The sequence below is a fragment of the Saccharopolyspora sp. 7B genome (assembly GCF_020177435.1).
Classification (GTDB): domain Bacteria; phylum Actinomycetota; class Actinomycetes; order Mycobacteriales; family Pseudonocardiaceae; genus Saccharopolyspora_C; species Saccharopolyspora_C gregorii.
In genome coordinates this window covers 1-22,053 of sequence record NZ_JAIUKC010000175.1, presented here as the reverse complement: position 1 = coordinate 22,053, position 22,053 = coordinate 1, and the positions used below count along the sequence as shown (strand labels likewise).

Here is a 22,053-nt window from a genome sequence, read left to right as displayed (position 1 = left end):
GCCGTAGGAGGCGACGGCGAGGTAGCGGCCGTCGTGTTCGACGCGCATGACCGGTATTTTGCGCAGCGCTCCGGTCGTGCGGCCGCGGGTGGTGATGATGATGATCGGTGCGCCGTGCAGGACGGTGCCTTCGGTGCCGCCGGAGGATTCGACGACGGCGACCTGGTCGCGGACCCACCGGGTGGGGCTGGGTAGGTAGTCACCGGTCAGGGGCATGGGGGTGAGTGTTTCCGAGGGTGTGGGCTCCGGCAACGCGGCGTCGCGGGGTGCGCGGGTGCGGGTGGTGGGTGGTGCGGTCGTAGCGGGTGCGCGTCGTTCTTTGCCGGTGTGGCAATTTTCTTCGCGGGATCGGCGTGGGGTGTGGAGCATCGGCTGCAGAGGAGGGATTTCCCATGGATCTGCAGGATCGCTCTTACGAGATCGTCGTGGTCGGTGGCGGTGCGGCGGGCACGAGTGCGGCGTTGAGCTGCGCGCGGGCCCGGCGCAGCGTGCTGGTCGTCGATGCCGGCGAGCCGCGCAACGCCCCTGCCGAGGGCGTGCACAACTACTTGGGCCGCGAGGGCACCCCGCCGGGTGAGCTGGTGGCGGCCGGGCGTGCCGAAGCGGAGCGCTACGGCGCCGAGTTCAGCACCGGTGAGGTCGTCGCCGCCGAGCGGGCACCGGGCGGTGGGTTCCGGCTCACCCTCGCCGGTGGTGCCGCGGTCGTCGCGGCGCGGTTGGTGGTCGCCACCGGCTTGGTCGACGAGCTGCCGCCGGTGCCGGGGCTGGCGCAGCGGTGGGGCCGGGAGGTGCTGCACTGCCCCTACTGCCACGGCTGGGAGGTCCGCGACCGGCACATCGCCGTGCTCGGGACCGGCCCGATGGCGCTGCACCAGGCGCTGCTGTGGCGGCAGTGGAGCTCGCGGGTCACGTTGTTGCGCCACGCCCTCGGTGAGCTCGGCGCCGAGGACCGCGCGAACCTCGACGCCCGCGGTATCACCGTCGTGCCCGGCCCGGTGGAGGGCGTGCGGGTGGAGGAGGACCGGTTCACCGGTGTCGAGGTCGGCGGGCGGCTGCTGGCCTGCGATGCGTTGGTGGTGGCGCCGCTGTTCACCGCTCGTCTCGGCGCCCTGGCCGATCTGGGGTTGCGCACCGAACCGGTGCGCCGCGGCGACGTGCTGGTCGGTACTCGCCTGCCCGTGGACGCCACCGGTGCGACCGCGGTGCCGGGGGTGTGGGCGGCGGGCAACGTCACGGACTTGACCGGCAACGTCATCGGCGCCGCCGCCGCGGGCGCGAACGTCGCCGCCCAGGTCAACTCGGATCTCGTCGAAGCCGACATCCGCCGGGCCCGCGACGATCCGTTCGTCGTGCGGGAGCGCGAGGTCGCCGATCTCGTCGCGGGCGAGCGGCGCCACGGGCTGTGAACGACGACGACCACGTGAGGAGCACCTGATGAGCGATCGCACCGCGGAAGTGCGGCTGTGGGACGAGATGTACAGCGGGGCCGAGCACTACTGGAGCGGCGAGGCCAATACCGCCTTGGTCGAGCAGGTCGCGGACCTGCCGCCGGGCCGGGTGCTCGACCTGGGCTGCGGGGAGGGCGGGGACGCGCTGTGGTTCGCCGGCCGGGGTTGGCAGGTCACTGCGGTGGACCTGTCCCCCGTCGTCCTCGGGCGTGCCCGCGCCCGTTCCGCCGAAGCGGGTCTGGACGGGCGCATCGACTGGCGGGAGGTGGACTTGGCCGTGGACTTCCCGGCGGGCGAGTTCGACCTGGTCTCGGCGCAGTTCCTGCACTCGTGGGGTGAGCTGCCCCGGGAGCGGGTGCTGCGCCGCGCGGCCGAGGCCGTCGCCCCCGGTGGGACCTTGCTCGTCGAAGGGCACTGCGGGTGGCCGGAGTGGGAGGGGAATCCGCATCCGGAGGTGCACTTCCCCACCCCGCAGGAGGTCGTGGATTCCTTGCGGCTCGCCGACGGGCGGTGGGAGGTGCAGGTCTGCGCCGAGCACGAACGCGTCCAGGCCGCACCGGACGGCACCGAGATCACCCGCATCGATTCCACCGTCAAGGTCCGCCGGTTGCGCTGAGCGGTTCCCCGGTGCCCGGTCCGGTCGTGCACCGGGGAACTGCCCCTGGTGGTGCCCGTTCGTCCCTTTCCCGGCGCCACCGGGGGCGGCGACGGTGGGGTGCATCCCGATCACGTCCGTCCAGGGAGGACTCGATGCGTCGTACGCGCGATCAGCCGTCGGCCGCGGCACGGGCTCGGCTGGGGCACGGGCTCGGCCGGGAGGTCGAGAACGATGCGGTCTGCGCCTCGGGTGGGCGGGTGCCGCACGGTGTCGCGGCGTTGCAGCGGGTGGTGGGCAACGCCGCGGTCGCCCGGCTGCTCGGCGACCGCCCGTCCGGCCGTGGTGGGAGGGCGGTGCAGCGTGCCGTCATCGATTACGCGGACACCGAGGAGCCCGTGGATGTGACGTTGGAGCAGATCACGGCCCGTCCGGAGTTCCATGACCTGACCTCCGCCCAGCGGGAGGGTCTCGCGGCGAAGGTCGCCTCGGACGACTACTTCGTGCTGCAGGACCTGTTGCGCAGCACCGTGACGGGCGCGGTCAGCGGACCGCATCCTCGCGAGGGGCGTTTCCTGGCCGAATTGGCGAGCAAGCGGAGCAACGTGTTCGCCTACGACCCGGAGATGAACCAGAGCGCGATCCGGCGCGTGCTGAACGATCAGCTGGTTCCCGAGGGCGCCGTGATGCTGCACGCGGACTCGATCACCTCGTTCGGTGACCACGTGCCCAGGACGGACGTGTTCGTCCCGCATCCCGGGCCGTGGACGATGGCAGCGGCGGGTTCGGATCTCGCCGCGGCCTTGGACCACGTGCTCGGCGCGGGCAGCCGCGCGTTCGTGCTCACCGACAACGAGCCCGAGAGCACTTACGCAGCCCACTTGCAGGAGCGGATCGGTCAGATCAACGCCGCTGGGCAGCAGGATCCGGCCTACCGGCCGCTGGCGGTCGCGGTCGAGGCCATCGCCGCTTCCGGGGCGGTGGAGCAGCGGATCGGGTTCGGCGCGGACTCCGACGGGGTCGAGATGGAAGCGGGGCATCGGGGGGATTACCGCCTGCTGCGGATCACCCGGGGCTGACTCGACCGCGGTGGCCCTGCGGGGCTCGTCGTGGTTGAGCACGCGCGCTCGCCCGGGCTGGCGAGAACCCGGTGGTTGTTGTCGATCACGCCACTGCCGGGCGTGCCGGGGGCCGACTAGCTTTCCCTCCGACCCCTCGGAGAGGAAGAGCCCCCAGTGACGAAGTTACTGCTCAGCGTGCACGTGCTCGCGGCGGTCCTGGCCATCGGCCCGGTCGCCGTCGCGGGCAGCGCGTTCCCCCGCTACCTGCGCGCCGCCGCCACCGATCCGAACGCGCCCGCGGTGCTGCGCGCCCTGCACCGGCTGTGCCGGGTGTACGCGCTGCTGGGCATCGTGGTGCCGGTGTTCGGGTTGGCGACGGCGTCGCAGCTGGGGGTGCTCGGTGACGCGTGGCTGATCACCTCGATCGTGCTGACCGCCGGGGCCGCCGCACTGCTGGCCGCGGCGATCCTGCCCGCGCAGCGCCGTGCCCTGGAGCTGGCGGGTGATGCCGAAGCCGTGGACGCCGCGCGGCTGCCGGCGCGGCTGGGCATGAGCACCGGGGTGTTCAACCTGCTGTGGGCCGTCGTGGTCGTGCTCATGATCATCCGGCCTGGTTCGACGACGGGGGCGTGAGCGGGATGCGCGGAGAACTCCGCCTGCTGCGCGCGGCCGCGATCGTCGAAGCGGCCTCGCTGCTGGTGCTGCTGGTCAACCTCGCCACCGTGCACTGGGGGCCGGTCGCCTCGGCCACCGGCCCGATCCACGGCTGCGCCTACCTGCTGACCATCGCCGCCACCTGGGCCGGCCCGGCACCGACCCGGGCCAGGCTCCTGGCCCTGATCCCCGCCGTCGGCGGCCTCCTCGCCCTCCGCGAAACCCGCCGCACCCCGACGACCTGAGCGACCGGCCCGTTCGTCCGGGTCGCTCGGACGAACGGGGCGGTCACCGCCGGGCGATCAGCGTCTTGCGGTCAGAGCTGCTCGAGATCTGCGCGCACCGCTTCGGCCTCTGCGGCTCCGCATCCTTCGAACTCCTGCAAGGCTTCCTGCCACGCGTTCCGAGCGCCGTCGACATCACCGGCCGCGGAGAGCGCGGTGCCGAGTCCGCGCAAGCTCGTCGCCGCCCCGTACCGGTGTCCGATGGCACGGCGGTGCTCAGCTGCTCTCCGGAAGGTGGCGGCGGCCTCCGCGAACCGACCTGCAGCCAGGCAGGCATCGCCCCGGTTGTTCAGCACGAATCCCTCACCCCATTGCTCGCCGACCCGCCGGTACAGCGCCACCGCTTCGTCGAACGCGGTGAGGGCCTCGTCGATGTCGCCGCGCCCGCTGTGCAGGAGACCGAAACCCGCTCGGGCATAGCCCATGCCGTTCGCGTCACCAGCGGCCACCCGGAGGCGGAACCCCTGGTGAAGCGGTTCCTCCGCCGAATCGAAGTCACCGAGGCGCAGGTGCGCGTACGCATGGCTTATCAGCATCATCCCGTAGAAGGGCTCGGTGTCGTCCAGCAACGACAGTGCCGCCGCTCGCTTCTCGATCGCCTCTTCGTACTGCTGCAACGAGTAGTGCAGCCCGGCCAAGTCCTCCAACAGATGCCCCTCGGCCCGCCGGTCCCCCAGCTCGCGAGCTGATCGCACCGCGATGTTGAAGCTGCGCGACCAATCATCGGTGTGGCGGCGGAGGTTGAAGTAGTACATCAACGAGTAGGGCAACTGCCACGCGTGTTCGTGCAGCCCTTCAGCGGCGGCCTGTTCGACGACCGCCACCAGGTTCGCGCGTTCCGCGTCCCACCATTCGATGCCCGCGTCGCTGGTGTCGAATTCCTTGGCACGGATCTCGGAATCCGGTGGTTCCGGCACGAACAACCGCGAGTGGCTGGTCAGGCTGCGCTCGACACCGCGGCTCGTTCGCAGGTAGTGGTCCACGAGCCGGCGCAGCGCCGTGATCCGCTCGGCCGCGTCCTCGTCACGGGCCGCGCACTCGGCGGCGTAGGACCGCAGCAGATCGTGCATCTCGTAACGGTCGGAGCCGCGCTGCTCGACGAGGTGGGCCTGCACCAGGTCGCGCAGCACCCGGCGTGCCGCGGTCCGCTGCAACCCGGCGAGGGCCGCAACCGCGTCCAGCTCCACGTGCGGCCCGCGCAGCAGCCCGAACAGCCTGAACAGCCGTGCCGCTTCCTGCGGCAGCGACCGGTAGGACCACGAGAACACTGCTCGCACACCGGTCTCCCCGCCGATGTCCAGGGCGTTGAGGCGTTCTTGCTCGTCACCGACTTCTTCGACCAGCTCGGCCAACGGCACGCCCGGCATCTGCACCGCTCTGAAAGCGACCATGCTCAGCGCGAGCGGTAACCCGGCGCAGCACGTGATCAGCGCGTCGACCGCGGCTGACTCCGACGACACGCGATCCGCACCGAGGTGACCGGCCAGCAGATCCCTCGCTTGGTCGTGGGGTAGGACTTCCAAGCTGATGCGGGAGGCTCCTTCGCTCATGACGAGATCGTCCAGCCGATTGCGGCTCGTCACCAATACCAGGCATCCGTCGCAGCCCGGAAGCAGCGGACGCACCTGTGCGGTCGAACGCGCGTTGTCCAGCACGAGCAGCATCCGGCGCCCGTGCAGCAAGCTGCGCAACATGGAAGCCCGATTCCCGGGATCCACCGGGATCATGTCGTGCGCAACGTCCAACGCCAGCAGGAAATCGCGCAGGGCGTCGGCAGTGGGCATCGGTTCCGCCGCAGGATCGAACCCGCGGAGGTTCACGTACAACTCCCCATCGGGAAATCGGTTGCGGACGTGATGCGCCCAGTGCACCACCAGGCTCGACTTCCCGACCCCCGCAACACCGTCGATCATCGACAGCAGCACCAGCCCAGCAGCCGAACCACCGTTGAGCAACGTGGTCAGAGCGTCTTGTTCGACGCCCCGGTCCACGAAATGCCGCAACCGAGGCGGAAGTTGACGGGGAATGCTGCGCGCCGGGGCATGAGGTTGGTGGAAGTGCACGTCGCCGTGGATCTGCCCTGCTTGCACGACGTGCCCCGACACCGAACCCGAGACGTCGTTGGACGCGGCCGCGCCCTCGCCGGCACCTGCTCCGCTCATCCGCCCCAACCAGACGTTGTTGATCAACGAAGGCCAGATTGCCACAGAGTGGAATCGGGTGGACACCCATTGCGACCGATGCTGCCGAAACGCCTGAACGGAGCAATGGAACCGAGTGGGCGGGCGAGCTGGGGCCGCGAACGGCGTGGAGCGGCAGTAGTGCCCGCTCAGGCGAGGGTGTCCTCGTCGCGGACGCGGAGGTCTTGGAGGAACTGGCGGAAGGCGCGGCGGCTGAACAGCAGGACCGCGCCGTCGGGGCTCTTCGAGTCGCGGACCGCGACCCGCGCGGGCAGCGCCGCGATCTCGACGCACTCCTGCACCGTGCTGCGGCTGCTCTTGCGCCAGGTGACGGTTCCGAGATCAGCACTGGTGGTCATGTCCGCCTCCGCCTGGATCGGTCCGGGTGACTCGCCCACCAGTGAAACCGGGCGGGGCCGAGCGCCGCTAGCTCCAGCCGGGTGGATGGTCTCGCACGCGGCGTGATCGGCTCGGGGGACTGTGCTCGGCCTGGTCAGCGGATTGTCTCGGTGAACCGGCGGAACGCCGCACGGGACACGAGCAGCACCGGACCGGACGGATCTTTCGAATCCCGCACGGCGACGTCGTCGGCCACTGCCGCGATCTCCACGCACTCCTCGGTGACGCTGCGGCTGCTCTTGCGCCAGGTGAGGTCCCCCGGCTCACAGGATGTACTCATGCCCCGCCTCCACGTGGATGTTCCGGGCCAGGTCCAAGTCGTATCCTCCTCGCCCGGCGCGCGACCGGACATCCCGTCATCGCACGTGGTGCTTGGCGGGGCCGACGCGGCGGGTGGCTCAGCCCGCGCCAGCACCGGCATCGGCGTTTTCGGCATCGGCGTTTTCGGAGGACCACACCAAAGCTCGATCGTCGTGCGGGGTGTGCAACGTGCCGGTGGTTCGAAGCTCAGGACCGGCTCGCCCGGGCTGCTCGCGGGGTTCGGTGGGTTCGCCTCGGTCCGCTGCCGTCCTTCGCGGATCGGTGGACCGGCCGAATAGGACGAATGGTTTGTTTCTGGGCATGGCGCAGGGTTCCGGCGGACGGCGTGTTACCGCGTGATTGCATACCCCGGTGATTTCCAATGCCACGTTCCCACCAGGTATGTACTTAGAGCGAATTCTCTCCCAGTGGGAGCAGGACGAGGAACGCGACGCGATCATCGACGGCGCGGTGCGGTTCACCCGCGGACAGTCCCGCCGACTGCTCTTCCAGATCGGACACGCGCTGCGCGAGCAGGGGCTCGGCCCGGGCGACGGCGTCGGGCTGTTCCTCACCAACCGCGCGGAATCGGCGCTGGTGGTGCTCGCGGTGCACCTGATCGGCTGCCGCGCGGTGATGCTGCCACCGGAACCCGGCCCCGGTGAGCTCGCCGGGCTCATCGACCAGTCCGGGGCGCGGATCGTCGTCGTCGACCCCGCGCACGGGCAGCAGGCCCTGCGCGCCGCCGAACGCTGCACCAGCAGCCCCGCGCTGCTGAGCCTGGGCGCCGCCACCGACTCCTTCACCGACGCCGACCTGCTGGCGCTCGCCGCGCACCAGCCCGAGCACCGCCCCGAACCCGCACCGGAACCCGGCCCGGACGACGCGGTCACCGTCTTCTACACCGGCGGCACCCTCGGCAAGCCGAAGCTCGCCGCCCACAGCAGGAACCCCTACGACGCGATCGCGGCCATCGCCGAGATGATGCGCGCCGAGCGCTCGACCGGTGCCGACCGCGTCCTCGCCATCACCCTGCTCACCCACACCAGCGGGCACCTGACCATGCTGCATGCGTTCATGACCGGCTCACCGCTGCTGGTGCTGCCCGAATGGGACGCCGACGCCGCCTTCACCACCCTGCGCGACGAGAAGATCACCGCCACGATGCTGGTCCCGCCGATGCTGTACCAGCTGCTGGACCACCCGGACTGCACTCCGGGCGCGCTGCCCTCGCTGCGGCAGATCACCCTCGGCGCGGCACCGGTCGCCCCCGAACGGCTCCGGCAGGCCGTGGAGATGTTCGGGCCGATCATCGCCCAGGGCTACGGGCAGACCGAGTGCGCGGGCATCGTCACCATGCCCCCGCAGGAGCTGCCCGACCCCGCCGACCACGACTCCCCGCTGTGGCGCAGCTGCGGACGCCCCTTCCCCGGCACCCAGGTGCAGATCCGCGGCGAGGACGGCGAGGTGCTGCCGCAGGGCGAAGCGGGTGAGGTCTGCTCGCTCAACCCGATGCGGATGCTCGGCTACTGGAACGACCCCGAGCGCACCGCGGTCGCCGTCGACGCCGACGGGTGGCTGCGCACCGGCGACATCGGCTACCTCGACGCCGACGGCTACCTGTACCTGGTGGACCGCGCCAAGGACATCATCGTCACCGGTGAGGCCGGCGGGAACGTCTACAGCCGCCTGCTGGAGGACTTCCTGCACAGCCTGCCCGGCGTGCGCCACGCCGCGGCCGTCGGCATCCCCGACGAAGCCGTGGGCGAACGGGTGCGGCTGTTCCTCGTCGGCGAGGACATCGACCTCGACGCCGTGCCCGCCGCGGTCACCGCCGAACTCGGCACGACCTACACCCCGCACGACGTGGTGCTGATGCCCGAACTGCCGACCACCCCGATCGGCAAGGTCGACAAGAAGGCCCTGCGCGCCCTCCCGGAACCCGCGCTCGCCCGCTGAGCCCGTCCCGGCGCCCCGCCGCGAGCCGGTGGGGCGCCGGTCAGGCCGGGGTGGCCGGTTCGCCTCGGGTGAGGACGAGGCGCTGGCGGCGCAGGGCGTGCACGTCGGCGCTCGGGTCGCCGTCGACGACGAGCAGGTCGGCGTCGAAACCGGCGGCGACCCGGCCCACGCGGTCCAGGCCCAGGGCCGCGGCCGCACCGGCGGTGGCCAGCTCCACCACCCGGCCCGGCGTCCAGCCCACGGCCTCCACGTAGTACGACAGCGCCCCGGCGTAGTCGTCGAACACCGAGGTCGGCACGCCCGAATCCGTGCCGGGCAGGAACGCTACCCCGCGCTCGTCCATCCAGCGCACCCGCTGCACCGCCTCGGCGAACCGCTGCTCGCCGACGAACTCGGCGAACCCGCGCCAGTCCGGCGGATACGCGTGGCAGACCGCGATGCCGCGGGCGCTGATCTCCCGGGCCACCTCGTCGCGCAGGTCCGGGCCCGAGTTCTGCTCGCCCTGCCACGAGCAGTGCTCGATGGTGGACACCCCGGCGGCGACGGCGGCCGCGATCGACCCGGTGCCGTGCGCGTGCGCGGCCACCGGCAGGCCCGCGGCCGTGGCCTCCTCGACCACCACCCGCAGCTCCTGCTGGCTGAACTGGGCCGCCCAGGTCGGCGGCGAATCCGGAGTCATCTGGCCACCGGAGGCCATCACCTTGATGACGTCGGCACCCAGGGCGGCGTTGTGCCGCACCTGCGCGCGGATCGCCTCGATCCCGTCGACCTCGCCGCCGAAGAACCAGCAATGCCCCTTCGGCGGCGTCAACGGCGCGGCGGACCCCAGCAGGCGCGGGCCGGTGAGCTCGCCCCGGTCGATCGCGTCCCGCACCCGCAGCACCAGCCCGCGGCGATCCCCCAGGTCGCGCAACGTCGTCACCCCGGCCCGCAACGCCCGCTGCGCCCGCCCCACGACCCCGAGCAGCAGTTCCGCGTCGTCGGCGTCGAAGTAGTGCGCCAGCATCGCCATGCTCGCGTCCCACACCAGGTGCGCATGCCCGTTGATCAGGCCGGGCAGGATCGTCGCGCCCGGGAAGTCGCGGCGCTGCGCGCCTGCGGCGCCCGGGTGCCGGTCGAGTTCGGCGCGCGGCCCGGCGGCGACGATCGTGGACCCGTCCACCAGCACCGCACCGTCGGGGATCCGGTCCCCGTCCGGGCCGGTCAGGACCAGATCAGCGGTCAGCAGCAGCACGAGGAGACCTCCGACGAGCACGGCGCGCAGCCACGGCCTGGTCCGGCCGGGAACGCGGACGAGCACCCGCCACCCCAGTGATCCGGCGAGCGCCGCCGACCCTACCGAGACCCACCACCCCGGCGAGCGGCATTCGCGAAACCCACCGGCCGGACACCGGCGAGCGGACTGGCAAGATCACCGGGTGCGCTTTCACGCCGATCTGCACATCCACTCGAAGTACTCCCGCGCGTGCAGCAAGGACTGCGACATCGAGCACCTGACGTGGTGGGCGCGGCGCAAGGGCATCGCCGTGGTCGGGACCGGCGACCTCACCCACCCCGCCTGGTTCGCGCACCTGCGCGAAGTCCTCGAACCCGCCGAACCAGGGTTGCTGCGGCTGCGTCCCGAGCTGGACCGGGAGATCACCGCGGCGATGCCCGCGAACTGCGGCGGCGACGTGCGGTTCATGCTCTCCTGCGAGATCTCCACCATCTACAAGTACGGCGAGCACACCCGCAAGATCCACCATCTGTGCTACCTGCCGGACTTCGCCGCCGCGGAGGAGTTCTCCCGCCGCCTCGGGCGGATCGGCAACCTCGCCTCCGACGGGCGGCCCATCCTCGGGCTCGACTCCCGCGACCTGCTGGAGATCACCCTCGAAGCCGGCGGTTACCTGGTGCCGGCCCACATCTGGACGCCGTGGTTCGCGGTGCTGGGCTCCAAGGCCGGGTTCGACTCCGTCGACGAGGCCTACCGGGACCTCGCCGGGCACGTCTTCGCCCTCGAAACCGGCCTGTCCAGCGACCCGGAGATGAACTGGCGCGTATCCGGGCTCGACCGCTACACCCTGGTCAGCCACTCCGACGCGCACTCCCCGCCGATGCTGGGACGCGAGGCCACCGTGTTCGACACCGACCTCGACTACCACGCCATCAAACGCGCGCTGGAAACCCGCGACGGGTTCGCAGGCACCGTCGAGTTCTTCCCCGAGGAGGGCAAGTACCACCTCGACGGGCACCGCAAGTGCGGGGTGCGGCTCGAACCCGCCGACACCAAAGCCCGCGCCGGACGCTGCCCGGAATGCGGAAAACCGCTCACCGTCGGCGCAGCACCGCGTCGACGACCTCGCCGACCGCGCCGCCGGCGTCCGCCCGGCCGGGGCCGCCGGGTTCCGCAACCTCATCCCGCTGCCGGAGATCGTCGGCGAGATCCACGGCGTCGGGCCCAAGAGCAAGAAGGTCTTCGGCGCCGTGTCCGACCTCGTCGCCGCCCACGGGCCCGAACTCGGCATCCTCGACGACGTGCCGCTCGACGAACTGCACCGCAGCGACCCGCGCGTCGCCGAAGCCATCGGACGGCTGCGCGCCGGGGAAGTCGTGCGCGACGCCGGGTTCGACGGGGAGTACGGCACCATCCGCGTGTTCCAGCCCGCCGAACTCGCCCGCCTGCGCAACGGCGACTCCTACAGCCTGTTCGACGACGACCTGTTCGCCCCCGAAGCGCCCCGGCAGCCCGTCGCCGCCGAACCCGGACCCCGGCCGGAACCGGCCGAGGCTCCCGCCACCGCACCGGAAGCGCCCGCGCACGGCATCCTCGCCGGACTCGACCCCGACCAGCGCGCCGCCGCCGGAGTCCCCGCCGGGCCGCTGCTCATCGTCGCCGGGCCCGGCACCGGCAAGACCCGCACCGTCACCCACCGCCTCGCGCACCTCGTCCTCGAACGCGACGTGCCCGCCCGCGACTGCCTCGCGATCACCTTCACCCGCCGCGCCGCCGACGAACTCACCGAACGGCTGCACGCGCTGATCGGCCCGGACGCCGACGGCATCAGCGTCGGCACCTTCCACTCCTTCGGGCTCGGTTTCCTGCGCGAGCACCACGACCGCCTCGGGCTCACCGCCGCCTTCGGCGTCGCCGACACCGCCCGCAAGCACGAGGTGCTCACCGAGATCACCGGCGACGAGACCGCGGCCCGCGCACTCGCCCGCGGCCTCACCGACCCCGAACCGGCCGACCCAGCGCACGCCGAGGCCGTCGCCCGCTACCGGGCGCGGCTGCGGGAACTCGACCTCGTCGACTTCGACGACCTCGTCACCGAACCCGTGCGGCTGCTCGAAGCAGACCCGCAGCTGACCGCGGCCTACCGCGACCGGTACCGGTGGATCACCGTCGACGAGTACCAGGACGTCGACGACACCCAATACCGGCTGCTGCGCGCCCTGGCACCGCCGGAGGCGAACCTGACCGCCATCGGCGACCCCGACCAGGCCATCTACTCGTTCCGCGGCGCCGACGTCGGGTTCTTCCTGCGCTTCGAACAGGACTACCCCACCGCGCCCGTGCACGCGCTGACCCGCAACTACCGCAGCGGCCGCCACATCACCGACACCGCCGTGCGCGCCATCGCCCCCGGCACCCTCGTGCCCGGCCGAACCCTGCACGCCGCCTCCCCTCGCGAGGCGCACCGCGTGGTGCGCCACGACGCCGCCGACGAACGCGCCGAAGCAGCGTTCGTCGCCCGCGCCATCGACGGCCTGCTCGGCGGCTCCTCGTTCCTCTCCCTCGACAGCGGCCGCGTCACCGGCGACGGGCCCGGCGGCATCGGGTTCGACGACATCGCCGTGCTCTACCGCACCGACGCCCAATCCCGCGTGCTGCTCGACGAGTTCGCCCGCGCCGGGCTGCCCGTGCAGAAGCGCTCCCACGATCCGCTGTCCGCCCGCGCCGGCGTCGACCTGCTGCTGGCCGAACTCGCCCACGTCGCCGACCGCGACGGCAGCGCCCTGGACAAGCTGCGCGCCGCCGCGACCACCGTCGTGTTCAGCGTCCCCGACGAAACCCAGGCCGACGTGCACGGCGCGGTCGAACTGCTGACCCCGCTCGCTGCCCGCTGCGGCGACGACCTCGCCCGGTTCCGCCGCGAAGTGCTGCTCGGCGCCGAGGTCGACGCCCTCGACCCGCGCGCCGAAGCGATCTCCCTGCTGACCCTGCACGCCTCGAAAGGCCTCGAATTCCCGGTGGTGTTCCTCGTCGGCTGCGAGGACGGGCTGCTGCCGCTGAGCTGGCCCGGCACCGCACCCACCGCCGAGGAGATCGCCGAAGAACGCCGCCTGTTCTTCGTCGGCGTCACCAGGGCCCAGGACCACCTGTGGCTCACCGGCGCCGCGCGGCGCACCCGCCACGGCCAAGTCCGCGACCGCACCCCGTCGCCGTTCCTCACCGGCCTCGGCGACGCCGTCACCCGAGCCGAGGCACCCGCCCCGCGCAAGGCCCGCGCGACCCAGCTCAGCCTGCTGTGAGGAGCGCGGGCTGCACGCGCTGAGCCGTCGCGGGAGAGCGTGCTCGCCGCATGCGGCCACGTCGGCTGCTTCGCGGCCGGACGGAGCAGGCGCTCACCGGGCTCCGGCGCTCAGCCCCGCGCGTCGTCGGTGAGGACGCGTTCGACCAGCGTCCGCCAGCTCTCGACCAGGCTCAGCTCCGCTCCCGGTGCGGGCTCGGCCGCGTCCGGGCGCAGGTAGAACAGCACCGGCCCCTCCAGCGCGGCCGAGAGCTGGAGGGCGAGGCCGTCCGGCTCCGGCACGCCCGCCTCGCCGAGCAGCATCCTGACGTGCAGCCGGGTCAGGCTGATCCCGGAGCCGACGTCCGGCCGTCCGGGACCCGCGGCCGCCTGCGCGAACGCGTGGTGGCGCAGCAGGTACGGGATGCGTTCCCGGCCGTAGGCGATGAGCCGCTCGGCGGGACCCGCGCCGGGCCCCAGCGGCGGCGGCCCGGACAGCACCCGCTGCTGGAACCGGCTCTCGTCGTCCTCCAACAGGGCGCGGAAGATGCCCGCGCGGCTGCCGAAGCGCCGGAACACGGTTCCCTTGCCCAGGCCCGCGCGCTCGGCCAGGCCGTCCATGGTCACCTTCTCGACGCCGTGCTCCGCGATCAGCTCGCGCACGACCGCCAGCAGGTGCTCGCGGTTGCGCACCGCGTCGGCGCGTTCCGCGCGCGGCTTCCCGAAGGGCACGACATCCACACCGGCGAACCTACCCCGGAACAAAAGCGGGGTACGGTCCGTTTAATCTTCCGGGTGTGACGACGGGTCACGCACCGCACCACCGCAAGGAGCCGCACGTATGAACCTCTTCCGCCTGGACGCCAGCATCCTGCCCGGCACCTCCACCAGCGCCGAGCTCGCCGACCTCGCCGAAGCCGAATGGACCGCGGCCCACCCCGGCGCCACGATCACCCGGCGCCACCTCGCCGCCGAGCCGCTGCCCGCCGACGCGTGGACATCGGCCACTACCGCCGGATTCACCCCCGAAGCCGACCGCACCCCGCAGCAGCGGGAAGCCCTCGGCCTGGCGGCAGCGCTGGCCGACGAACTCCGCCACGCCGACGCGGCCATCTTCGCCGTGCCGATGTACAACTTCGGCGTCTCCCAGCACTTCAAGACCTGGGCCGACCTGGTCATCGCGGGCGCGGGACCCACCGACCCGCTGCTGGCGGGCAAGCCCGCGGTCCTGATCACCACCATCGGCGGCGGCTACGGCCCCGGCACCCCGCGCGACGGCTGGGACCACTCCAGCCCTTACCTGCAGCGCATCCTCGGCGACGTCTGGCAGGCCGAGCTCACCTTCATCAAGCGCGAGCTGACCCTCGCCGCGAGCAACCCCGCGATGGAGGCCCTGCGCGACCTCGCCGAGCAGCAGCACGCCGAAGCGCAGGCCGCCGCCCGCGGCGCGGGCAAGGTCCTCGCCGACCGCTGAACCCGCAGCGGTGCCCGCGCGACGTCGAGCGGGCGCGCCCCCCCCACTCCCCGATGACCGGGCCGCGGCCTCAGGGCAGGCCGGACGGCGCCTCGTCGAGACCGAGCAGCGGCATCGAGCAGCGGGACGGCCGCGCCGTCGATGAGGTCAGTCGTCATGAGCTCGGCAACCTTCCATGATCGACATCTATTCCCGGAACGCGGGAAACCGGTCAGCGGAATCCGCAGCGGATCGTCACCGCCGGGAACCGGGCGCTGCGCCTCAGCCCGGCAGGCCCCCGCGTTCGACGCGGTACTGCTCGACCAGCACCTCGTGCTCCGCCGCAGCACCCCGCCGCAGCACCACCTCCCGCCCGGTCAGCCCCCGGACCCGCTCGGCGACCCGCTCGGCGACCTCGGCCGAGGCGATGATCGCGACGACCAGGCACACCCCGGTGCCGGTGTCGCGCACGGTGCACGTCCACGGCACCTCGCACGGCCCCCGGTGCTCCGGTTCCGGGCACAGCAGCAGCGCGATCGGCTCCTGCCACGCCAAGGCCTCCCGCGTCGAGGCACACCCGTGGACCTGCACCTCGTGCACACCCGCTTCTCCCATGCCCACCACCCTCGGACATCGGACAGCCCGGAACATCGGGGATGCCACCGACCCGGCACCGGGGCCGTCCGGCTCGACGCCTCCCCGACGACCCCGGCGAACTGCTCCGCTGCCCCCGCAGGTGAGCACCTGCTCCGGTGCGCGAACCGGGAGCCGGTTGATCCGCCGGTGACACTCGATGGACGGGAACCAGCTACGCGCGCCTCGACCAGCGATCGCGGGCCCCCATCGCCGAGCGGCCGGTGTTCTTCGTGGCCACCGCCCCGCCAGGCCGCAAGACCGACGCCGAGTGCGCCGCCCACTGCGCGACCGAGGAGCACAACGGCACCGGCATCGACGGACTGGCCCGCCCTGCCGCTGCCCCCGCAGCTAGCCTGCGCACACGACACGACCGGGGGTTCGGATGCGGGCACTGCTGGCCACCATGGGAACGCGCGGCGAGGTGCAGCCGCTGCCGGCGCTGGCGCACGCCCTGCTCGACCACGGGCACCGCGCGCAGGTCGCCGTGCCACCGGACTTCCGCGGCCACGCCGAGCGCCTCGGAGTGCCGCCGCTCGCGCTCGGGCCGCCGATGCGCGGCTCCGACTGGGACCTGACCACCGATGCCGGTCGCCGCCGCGCCGCCGAGGACACCGTCGCCGCCCAGTTCACCGTGCTGCCCGCGGCCGCGGCCGGAGCGGACGTGCTGGTGGGCACCGGTTCGTTGGCGATCGGCGTGCGCTCGGCCGCCGAACTCGCCGGGACCCGCTACGTCCACGTGCACTACTGCCCGGCGACGCTGCCGTCCCCGCACCACCCGCCCGCCCCGTGGCCGGGCTGGCCGCAGCATCCCGCGGGCGGCAACGCGCAGCTGTGGGCCGCCGACGAGCGCCGGTGGGACACCACCTGGGGCGAACCGCTGCGCACCCACCGCGCCGCCGCCGGACTCCCACCGATCGGCGGCGTGCGCGCCCACGTGTTCGGGGATCGGCCGTGGCTGGCCGCCGACCCGATCCTCGGCCCGTGGCCCGGTGACGAGGTGCACCAGACCGGGGCGTGGCTGCTGCCCGAACACCGCCCGCTGCCGCCCGAAGTCGTCGACTTCCTCGACAACGGTGATCCCCCGGTCCACTTCGGACTCGGCAGCAGGCCTGCCGCCGCGGACGATCTCGCCCAGGCCGCGGTCGAGGCGGCCTGGCGAGTCGGCCGCCGCGCGATCATCTCCCGCGGCTGGGCCGGGCTCGACCCGCCGGCCGGGGACCACCTGGTCGTCGACGATCTCGACCACCAGGTCCTGTTCCCGCACGTCGCCGCCGCCGTGCACCACGGGGGCGCGGGCACCAGCACCGCGGCCGCCCGCGCCGGAATCCCGCAGGTCCTGCTGCCGGAGGTCTACGACCAGCACTACTGGGCCCGGCGCGTCACCGAGCTCGGCATCGGCGCCGCACACCCCGGCACGCCCACCGCGGACTCACTCGCCGCCGCGCTGCGCACCGCGCTCACCGGTGCAGAACGCGCCCGGCACCTCGCAAGCCGGATCACAACCGACGGCGCCCGCATCGCAGCCCGAGACCTCGCCCGGCCGGGCTGAGCGGCCGACGCCCCCTACCGATCGCCACCCGCTCCGGGAGGGCGTCTGCGCGCCGAACGCGCGAGGCGATCGGCGAGCGCCGCGACGTGCTCGCGCAGCTCGGCGGGACGCTCGATGACGAAGGGCAGGTCCAGGGCGGCGAGCACGCCCGGCACCCAGTCGAGCCGCTCCGCCCGCAACTCCACCCGGCACCACCCCGGCTCGTCCACGGCCTCCGAGACGACCGCGAGCCCCGCGGGCAGCCCGCCGCGGACTCGCCCGGTCTCGCCCTGCACCAGCAGCACCACCTCGTGCCGGTGCGGGGCGGTGGCCAGCCCGGTCAGCACCCGCTGCGCCGCGTCCACCTCGCCCGGCGGGTCGAACGAGCCGGTCAGCGGCGTCGCCGCCGAGATGCGGTCCAGCCGGAAGTTGCGGTCCGCACCGATTCCCGGATCAACACCGGTCACGTACCAGCGGCCCGAGTGCGCGACGAGCCCGTACGGGTGCAGGGTGCGGTCGCTGCGCCTGCCGTCGGCGGCGGTGTAGCGGATCGACACCGGCCGATGGTGGCGCACCGCATCGGCGATCGCCAACAGCACCGCCGCCTCCGGCACCGGGGGATCCGCGGCCGCGCTGGTGAAGGCGAGGGAGCCGAGCACCGCATCGAGCCTGCCCCGCAGCCGCTGCGGCAGCACCCGCCGGATCTTCGCCGCCGCCGTCTCCCCGGAGGCGCCCGTGGCCGTGGCCAACCCGGACCGGCGCCCGGCGACCAGTCCGAGCAACACCGCCAGGGCCTCCTCGTCGGTGAGCATCAGCGGCGGCAGCCGGTGCCCGGTGGCGAGCCGGTAGCCGCCGTAGCGGCCGCGCACCGACTCCACCGGCACCTCCAGGTCCAGCAGGTGATCGACGTAGCGGCGCACCGTGCGCTCGTCCACCCCCAGCCGGTCAGCGAGCTCGGCGACGGGGCGGGTGCCGCCCGATTGCAGCAGTTCCAGCAGGGCCAGCACGCGAGCGGTGGGTCGGGGCACGCCCGAGATTCTCCCTCCGATACCGGGCGGGTTTCGCCCGGTATCGCTCGTAGCGTGCGGCGGACAAGCACCGAACGAACAGGAGCACCCGTGGACTTCGCCTCGATCCGCATCATCACCGCCGACGTCGCCCGCCTCGCCGACTTCTACGAGCGCGCCACCGGCATCGCGGCCACCTGGGCCACCGCGGATTTCGCCGAGATCAACGCCCCCGCGGCGACCCTCGCGATCGCCGGCACCCGCACCGTCCCGCTGTTCGCTCCCGGCTCGGCGCAGCCTGGCGAGAACCGCAGCGTCATCATCGAATTCCTGGTCGCCGACGTGGACGCGGTGCACCGGAACCTCACCGGCGTCGTGCCCGAGTTCGTCACCGAACCCACCATGATGCCCTGGGGGAACCGGGCGCTGCTGTTGCGCGACCCCGACGGCAACCTCGTCAACTTCTTCACCCCCGTCACCCCGGAGGCCATCGCGAAGTTCGCCCGCTGAACAGGTGGCCGGATTCACCCGGGCCGGGCGCTGGTCGCTGAGTAGGTTCGGGGCATGGACGCCGAGGAACCCAGCCGGACCGCGCTCGCGACCGCCCGCGCCCGCGCCTACCACCAGGTCGCCGACCGGCCGCTGATCCTCGTCGACCCGCTCGCCGGGCCCCTGCTCGGTGTCACCGACGACGAGCTGGCCGCGGCCGGCGAGCCCGCCGAGGATCGCATCGACAGCCGGGCGCGCCGGTTGTTCTTCGCCGCCCGGGCCCGTTTCGCCGAGGACCGCGTGGCCGCGGCCGCCGCAGCCGGGGTGCGGCAGGTCGTGGTCCTCGGCGCGGGCCTGGACACCTTCGCCCACCGCCACCCGCACCCCGGGCTGCGCGTGTTCGAAGTCGACCACCCGTCCACCCAGGCGTGGAAGCGCGAGCGCCTCGCCGCGGCCGGGATCCGGCGGCCCGAGACGATGGCCTTCGTGCCGGTCGACTTCGAAACCGATGCGCTGGCCACCGAACTGGCCGCCGCCGGATTCGACCGGGCCGAACCGGCCGTGTTCGTGTGGCTCGGCGTCGTGTTCTACCTGAGCCCGGAAGCCGCGCACGACACCCTCGACTACATCGCCGGCCAAGCCCGGCCCGTCGAGGTCGTCTTCGACTACCTGCGACCCGCCGGCACCGACGCGGAACGGGCGCGGCTGCGGCGGCGCGCCGAACGGGTCACCGCCCTCGGCGAACCCTGGCACAGCCTGTTCACCCCGGAGGACATCGCCGCGCAGCTGCACGGGCTCGGGTTCACCGAGGTCGAGGACCACTCCGCCACCGAACTCGTCGCCGGTTACCTCGACGGGTCGGCGGAATTCGACGGCGCGCCGCCCGAGGCGCTGCGCGCGAGCCGCCTCCTGCGCGCCCGCCGCTGAGCGGATCCGCCGCGCCCGGAGCCAACGGCGCCCGCAACAGCGGGTTCGGCTTGCCCGGCGAGGAACCGGCCGCCATCGAGCGGCGGCAACGCGGTCCGCCTGTTCCCCCGGCTCGCCTGACCAGCCCATGTTTTCGTCACCGTGACTCAACTAGATCATGCCGGGGCATCCGCGAAGATCGTCGTGGATCGAACCCGGCGCGACTTCGACGTGATCCCTGCCCGGTAACTTGAGCACCCGCACAGCCCGGGAACCGCAGGACGCTGAGGAGGCTGCCGTGGCGCTGAACCACGATCGACCGGTGGCCGCGCGGTGACGGACCCCGCCACCCTCCTCGCCCTGGCGCTGTTCGGCCTCGTCGGCGGTATCGGCATCACCGCCCTCGGACCTGGCGGCGTGCTGCCCACCATCGGCCTGTTCGCCCTCACCGGACTGTCCCCGGCCGCGGTCGCCGGGACCGCCATCGTCACCCACATCGCCACCGGCGCACTCGGCACCGCCGCCTACACCCGCTCCGGCCAGCTGCGCGAACCCGAGACCCGGCGCACCGCGCTGATCCTCGCCGGCACCGCCGTGCTCGGCACCCCGATCGGCGTGCAGCTCAACACCCTCGTGTCCCCACGCACCTTCGGGATCGTGCTCGCCGTGCTGGTCACCGCGGTGGCCGGGCTGGTGTGGTTCCGCGAACGGCGCACGCCCACCCAGGACCGGGCGCACCCGCCGGTGGTGGGCGTGGTGCTGCTCGGGCTGGCCGTGGCCGTCGCCTCGGGCATCGTCGGCATCGGCGGGCCGATGCTCACCGTCCCGCTGCTGATCGCGCTGCGCGTGCCGGTTCTCGAAGCGCTCGCCGCCGCCCAAGCCCAATCGATCGTCATCGCCGGCGTCGGCACCATCGGCTACCTCGCCCACGGCGCCATCGACTGGCCGCTGGCCGCGATCGTGGGCGTGCCGGAACTGATCGGCGTGCTGCTGGGCTGGAAGATCGCCCGCTCGCTGCCCACCCGCACCCTCAAGTACGCGCTGATCGTGACCCTGCTCGCGCTCGCGCCCTACCTCGCGCTGCACGGCTGATCACCGCAGCCAGCCCCGGTGCAGCGCCGGGGCCAACTCGTGCGCCGCCGAGTTGGCCAGGTCCTCGGCATCGTGCAGGTAGCCCTCGGTGGTCGACAACGCCGCATGCCCCAGGTCGTGCTGCACCTGGCGAGGTTCGGCGCCGCGGGTGATGGCGTGCGTGGCGTAGGAGTGCCGCGCCGAATGCGGGTGAATCGTCTCCCGCAACGGGCCGAGGTGGGCCGCGACCAGCGAAGCCTGCTCACCGTCGAGCACCTCCCGCACTCGCCGGGACCGGGGCGGCGGCGCATCCGGAGCGGGGGCGAACGTCGCGCACAACCGCCGCAGCACCGCCTGCACGTGCGAGACGTGCACCCGCCGGCCCGTCGAGGTCACGAACATCGGCTCCGGCGCGCGCAAGCCCAGCTGCCCGCGCAACGCCGGAACCTGCGGCGCCGCCCGCACCCGCAGGTAGTCCGCCACCGCATCCGCCACCGGCGCCGCCAACGCCACCCGCCGGTCCTTCGCGCCCTTGCCGTGCACCCGCAGCGCGGCAGGACCACCCGCGGCCGGGCGGTGGTAGTCGTCCAGGTTCACCCCGACCAGCTCCTCCGCGCGCACCCCGGTGCCGATCAGCACCTCCACCATCGCCCGGTCCCGCGGCCCGTTGCGGTGCCGGTCGGCCAGCAGGTGCGCGGCCAGCAGCAGCGCGCGGCACGCCTCGAACGACCACATCGCCGTCTGCGACGGGCTCGAACCGGACCGGTTGAGGTGCTGGGCGGAGCGGTCCACCAGCGCGGCCGGGTTGTGCTCGGCGAGGCCTTCCCGCAGCAGGTACTTCTGGTAGAACGCCGAGACCGCCGAGAGCATCCGCGCCCGGGTCGCGTCCCCGTACCCGGCCCGGGCGAGTTCCTCCAGCCACCGCTCCACGTGCTGCACCCGCACCTCCGCGAACGAGCCGAAGCCCTCGCGCACGCACCAGTGCAGCCATTCCAGCCCCGTCGGTTCGCCGCGCCGAGCCCGCCCGCGGCGACGTCCCGGCTTGGGGGCGGTGTAGCCGGGGACCCAGTCCAGCGGGATGCCGAGATCGGTGGCGTAGGCGAGGCGGGTGTTCAACGAGGCGTAGACGCGCAGGAACTCCGCGAACCGCTCCGGGCCCGGCGTGCCGGTCCGCTCCCGGCGGGTGGCGACCTCGGTCATGCGTCTCCTCTGCCTCGCGGGCCCCTCATTTTTCGGGAGCCGATTCCACCGCGGATCGTGTCCGTTTTGCCGTAGTGCGCGGTCGTTCCGGTTTCGCGGCGCCGCAAGATCAGAGTATATCCATAATCCCGGTTATCCATATGAACCCACCGAGACTTCGTGAGCAGGTCAGTTGAAGTATCGAAATCCGAACCAAGTGATAAGGTTTCAGAACCCAAACCAGCTGGAGGAAGGAGTGCAGGTCAACGTGAGCGAAGAGGCGGAGATCCACGGCGCCCCCGAGCAGGCCGCCACCCGCACACCCCCGGCCCGCCGCGGCAGCCGGGACGAACGGCGGGAGACCACGCTGCGGGCCCTGGCCGCCGGACAGGACGCCGCCTGCGCCTACTG

Annotated in this window: 22 protein-coding genes; 12 read left to right on the top strand and 10 right to left on the bottom strand. The window is 72.8% G+C overall.

All coding sequences use genetic code 11. From position 1 onward, the window contains the following. On the bottom strand, nucleotides 1–216 hold a 216-nt coding region (locus LCD33_RS24010; RefSeq protein ID WP_224978315.1), incomplete at its 3' end, for a nitroreductase/quinone reductase family protein. 176 nt (nucleotides 217–392) lie between these two features. On the opposite strand from LCD33_RS24010, the gene LCD33_RS24005 reads away from it, so the two are divergent. The 5 genes from LCD33_RS24005 to LCD33_RS23985 all read left to right on the top strand — a co-directional run bounded on the left by LCD33_RS24005 (nucleotide 393) and on the right by LCD33_RS23985 (nucleotide 4,003). Continuing rightward, nucleotides 393–1,406, top strand: coding sequence for an NAD(P)/FAD-dependent oxidoreductase (locus LCD33_RS24005; RefSeq protein ID WP_224961310.1), 1,014 nt, complete (start codon nucleotides 393–395; stop codon nucleotides 1,404–1,406). 28 nt (nucleotides 1,407–1,434) lie between these two features. Then, nucleotides 1,435–2,064 (top strand): cyclopropane-fatty-acyl-phospholipid synthase family protein, encoded by a 630-nt coding sequence (locus LCD33_RS24000; RefSeq protein WP_224961312.1) that lies wholly within the window; start codon nucleotides 1,435–1,437, stop codon nucleotides 2,062–2,064. 134 nt (nucleotides 2,065–2,198) lie between these two features. Beyond that, nucleotides 2,199–3,122, top strand: a complete 924-nt coding sequence (locus LCD33_RS23995; RefSeq protein ID WP_224968224.1) for a hypothetical protein — start codon at nucleotides 2,199–2,201, stop codon at nucleotides 3,120–3,122. Between the two features lie 156 nt (nucleotides 3,123–3,278). Next, entirely contained in the window at nucleotides 3,279–3,737 is a 459-nt protein-coding gene (locus LCD33_RS23990; RefSeq protein WP_224968222.1) for a DUF2269 family protein, read from the top strand. A 5-nt stretch (nucleotides 3,738–3,742) separates the two neighbouring features. Further along, nucleotides 3,743–4,003, top strand: coding sequence for a DUF3817 domain-containing protein (locus tag LCD33_RS23985; protein ID WP_224961318.1), 261 nt, complete (start codon nucleotides 3,743–3,745; stop codon nucleotides 4,001–4,003). Nucleotides 4,004–4,074: 71 nt separating this feature from the next. On the opposite strand, the gene LCD33_RS23980 is transcribed toward LCD33_RS23985, so the two are convergent. The 3 genes from LCD33_RS23980 to LCD33_RS23970 form a co-directional block, all read right to left on the bottom strand. Continuing rightward, nucleotides 4,075–6,231 (bottom strand): tetratricopeptide repeat protein, encoded by a 2,157-nt coding sequence (locus LCD33_RS23980; RefSeq protein ID WP_224968220.1) that lies wholly within the window; start codon nucleotides 6,229–6,231, stop codon nucleotides 4,075–4,077. Between the two features lie 140 nt (nucleotides 6,232–6,371). Then, nucleotides 6,372–6,581: a DUF397 domain-containing protein gene (locus LCD33_RS23975; RefSeq protein ID WP_224961324.1), complete on the bottom strand. Its 210-nt coding sequence runs from the start codon at nucleotides 6,579–6,581 to the stop codon at nucleotides 6,372–6,374. 134 nt (nucleotides 6,582–6,715) lie between these two features. After that, nucleotides 6,716–6,901, bottom strand: a complete 186-nt coding sequence (locus tag LCD33_RS23970) for a DUF397 domain-containing protein (protein ID WP_224961327.1) — start codon at nucleotides 6,899–6,901, stop codon at nucleotides 6,716–6,718. Nucleotides 6,902–7,323: 422 nt separating this feature from the next. Here LCD33_RS23970 and LCD33_RS23965 point away from each other — a divergent pair, with 422 nt between their 5' ends. Then, the gene (locus tag LCD33_RS23965; protein ID WP_224961328.1) at nucleotides 7,324–8,880 is read left to right on the top strand and encodes a class I adenylate-forming enzyme family protein; all 1,557 of its coding nucleotides are present in this window, start codon (nucleotides 7,324–7,326) and stop codon (nucleotides 8,878–8,880) included. Nucleotides 8,881–8,920: 40 nt separating this feature from the next. On the opposite strand, the gene LCD33_RS23960 is transcribed toward LCD33_RS23965, so the two are convergent. Further along, nucleotides 8,921–10,180, bottom strand: a complete 1,260-nt coding sequence (locus tag LCD33_RS23960) for an amidohydrolase family protein (RefSeq protein WP_224978314.1) — start codon at nucleotides 10,178–10,180, stop codon at nucleotides 8,921–8,923. Nucleotides 10,181–11,190: 1,010 nt separating this feature from the next. Continuing rightward, nucleotides 11,191–11,418: a hypothetical protein gene (locus LCD33_RS23955; protein ID WP_224978313.1), complete on the bottom strand. Its 228-nt coding sequence runs from the start codon at nucleotides 11,416–11,418 to the stop codon at nucleotides 11,191–11,193. Between LCD33_RS23955 and LCD33_RS23950 the strand changes: the two genes are divergently transcribed. Beyond that, nucleotides 11,398–13,395, top strand: coding sequence for an ATP-dependent helicase (locus LCD33_RS23950; RefSeq protein WP_224978312.1), 1,998 nt, complete (start codon nucleotides 11,398–11,400; stop codon nucleotides 13,393–13,395). The genes LCD33_RS23955 and LCD33_RS23950 overlap by 21 nt on opposite strands. Before the next feature lie 110 nt (nucleotides 13,396–13,505). Here LCD33_RS23950 and LCD33_RS23945 read toward each other — a convergent pair whose 3' ends face one another. Beyond that, a complete protein-coding gene (locus LCD33_RS23945) occupies nucleotides 13,506–14,114 on the bottom strand; it encodes a TetR/AcrR family transcriptional regulator (protein WP_224961334.1) in 609 nt (202 codons plus the stop codon). A gap of 100 nt (nucleotides 14,115–14,214) precedes the next feature. Between LCD33_RS23945 and LCD33_RS23940 the strand changes: the two genes are divergently transcribed. Then, nucleotides 14,215–14,847 (top strand): FMN-dependent NADH-azoreductase, encoded by a 633-nt coding sequence (locus tag LCD33_RS23940; RefSeq protein ID WP_224961336.1) that lies wholly within the window; start codon nucleotides 14,215–14,217, stop codon nucleotides 14,845–14,847. Between the two features lie 261 nt (nucleotides 14,848–15,108). On the opposite strand, the gene LCD33_RS23935 is transcribed toward LCD33_RS23940, so the two are convergent. Then, entirely contained in the window at nucleotides 15,109–15,441 is a 333-nt protein-coding gene (locus LCD33_RS23935; RefSeq protein WP_224961338.1) for a hypothetical protein, read from the bottom strand. A 403-nt stretch (nucleotides 15,442–15,844) separates the two neighbouring features. Between LCD33_RS23935 and LCD33_RS23930 the strand changes: the two genes are divergently transcribed. Further along, on the top strand, nucleotides 15,845–17,011 hold the full coding sequence (locus LCD33_RS23930) for a glycosyltransferase (protein WP_224961340.1): 1,167 nt from the start codon (nucleotides 15,845–15,847) through the stop codon (nucleotides 17,009–17,011). A 14-nt stretch (nucleotides 17,012–17,025) separates the two neighbouring features. Here the strand turns inward: LCD33_RS23930 and LCD33_RS23925 are convergent, their stop codons facing one another. Next, nucleotides 17,026–18,018, bottom strand: coding sequence for a YafY family protein (locus LCD33_RS23925; protein ID WP_224978311.1), 993 nt, complete (start codon nucleotides 18,016–18,018; stop codon nucleotides 17,026–17,028). A 90-nt stretch (nucleotides 18,019–18,108) separates the two neighbouring features. Here LCD33_RS23925 and LCD33_RS23920 point away from each other — a divergent pair, with 90 nt between their 5' ends. The 3 genes from LCD33_RS23920 to LCD33_RS23910 all read left to right on the top strand — a co-directional run bounded on the left by LCD33_RS23920 (nucleotide 18,109) and on the right by LCD33_RS23910 (nucleotide 20,484). After that, nucleotides 18,109–18,507, top strand: coding sequence for a VOC family protein (locus tag LCD33_RS23920; protein ID WP_224961344.1), 399 nt, complete (start codon nucleotides 18,109–18,111; stop codon nucleotides 18,505–18,507). 54 nt (nucleotides 18,508–18,561) lie between these two features. Continuing rightward, a complete protein-coding gene (locus tag LCD33_RS23915) occupies nucleotides 18,562–19,413 on the top strand; it encodes a class I SAM-dependent methyltransferase (RefSeq protein ID WP_224961346.1) in 852 nt (283 codons plus the stop codon). A 312-nt stretch (nucleotides 19,414–19,725) separates the two neighbouring features. Continuing rightward, nucleotides 19,726–20,484: a sulfite exporter TauE/SafE family protein gene (locus tag LCD33_RS23910; protein WP_224961348.1), complete on the top strand. Its 759-nt coding sequence runs from the start codon at nucleotides 19,726–19,728 to the stop codon at nucleotides 20,482–20,484. On the opposite strand, the gene LCD33_RS23905 is transcribed toward LCD33_RS23910, so the two are convergent. After that, the gene (locus tag LCD33_RS23905) at nucleotides 20,485–21,663 is read right to left on the bottom strand and encodes a tyrosine-type recombinase/integrase (protein WP_224968210.1); all 1,179 of its coding nucleotides are present in this window, start codon (nucleotides 21,661–21,663) and stop codon (nucleotides 20,485–20,487) included. Between the last annotated feature and the right edge of the window lie 390 nt (nucleotides 21,664–22,053).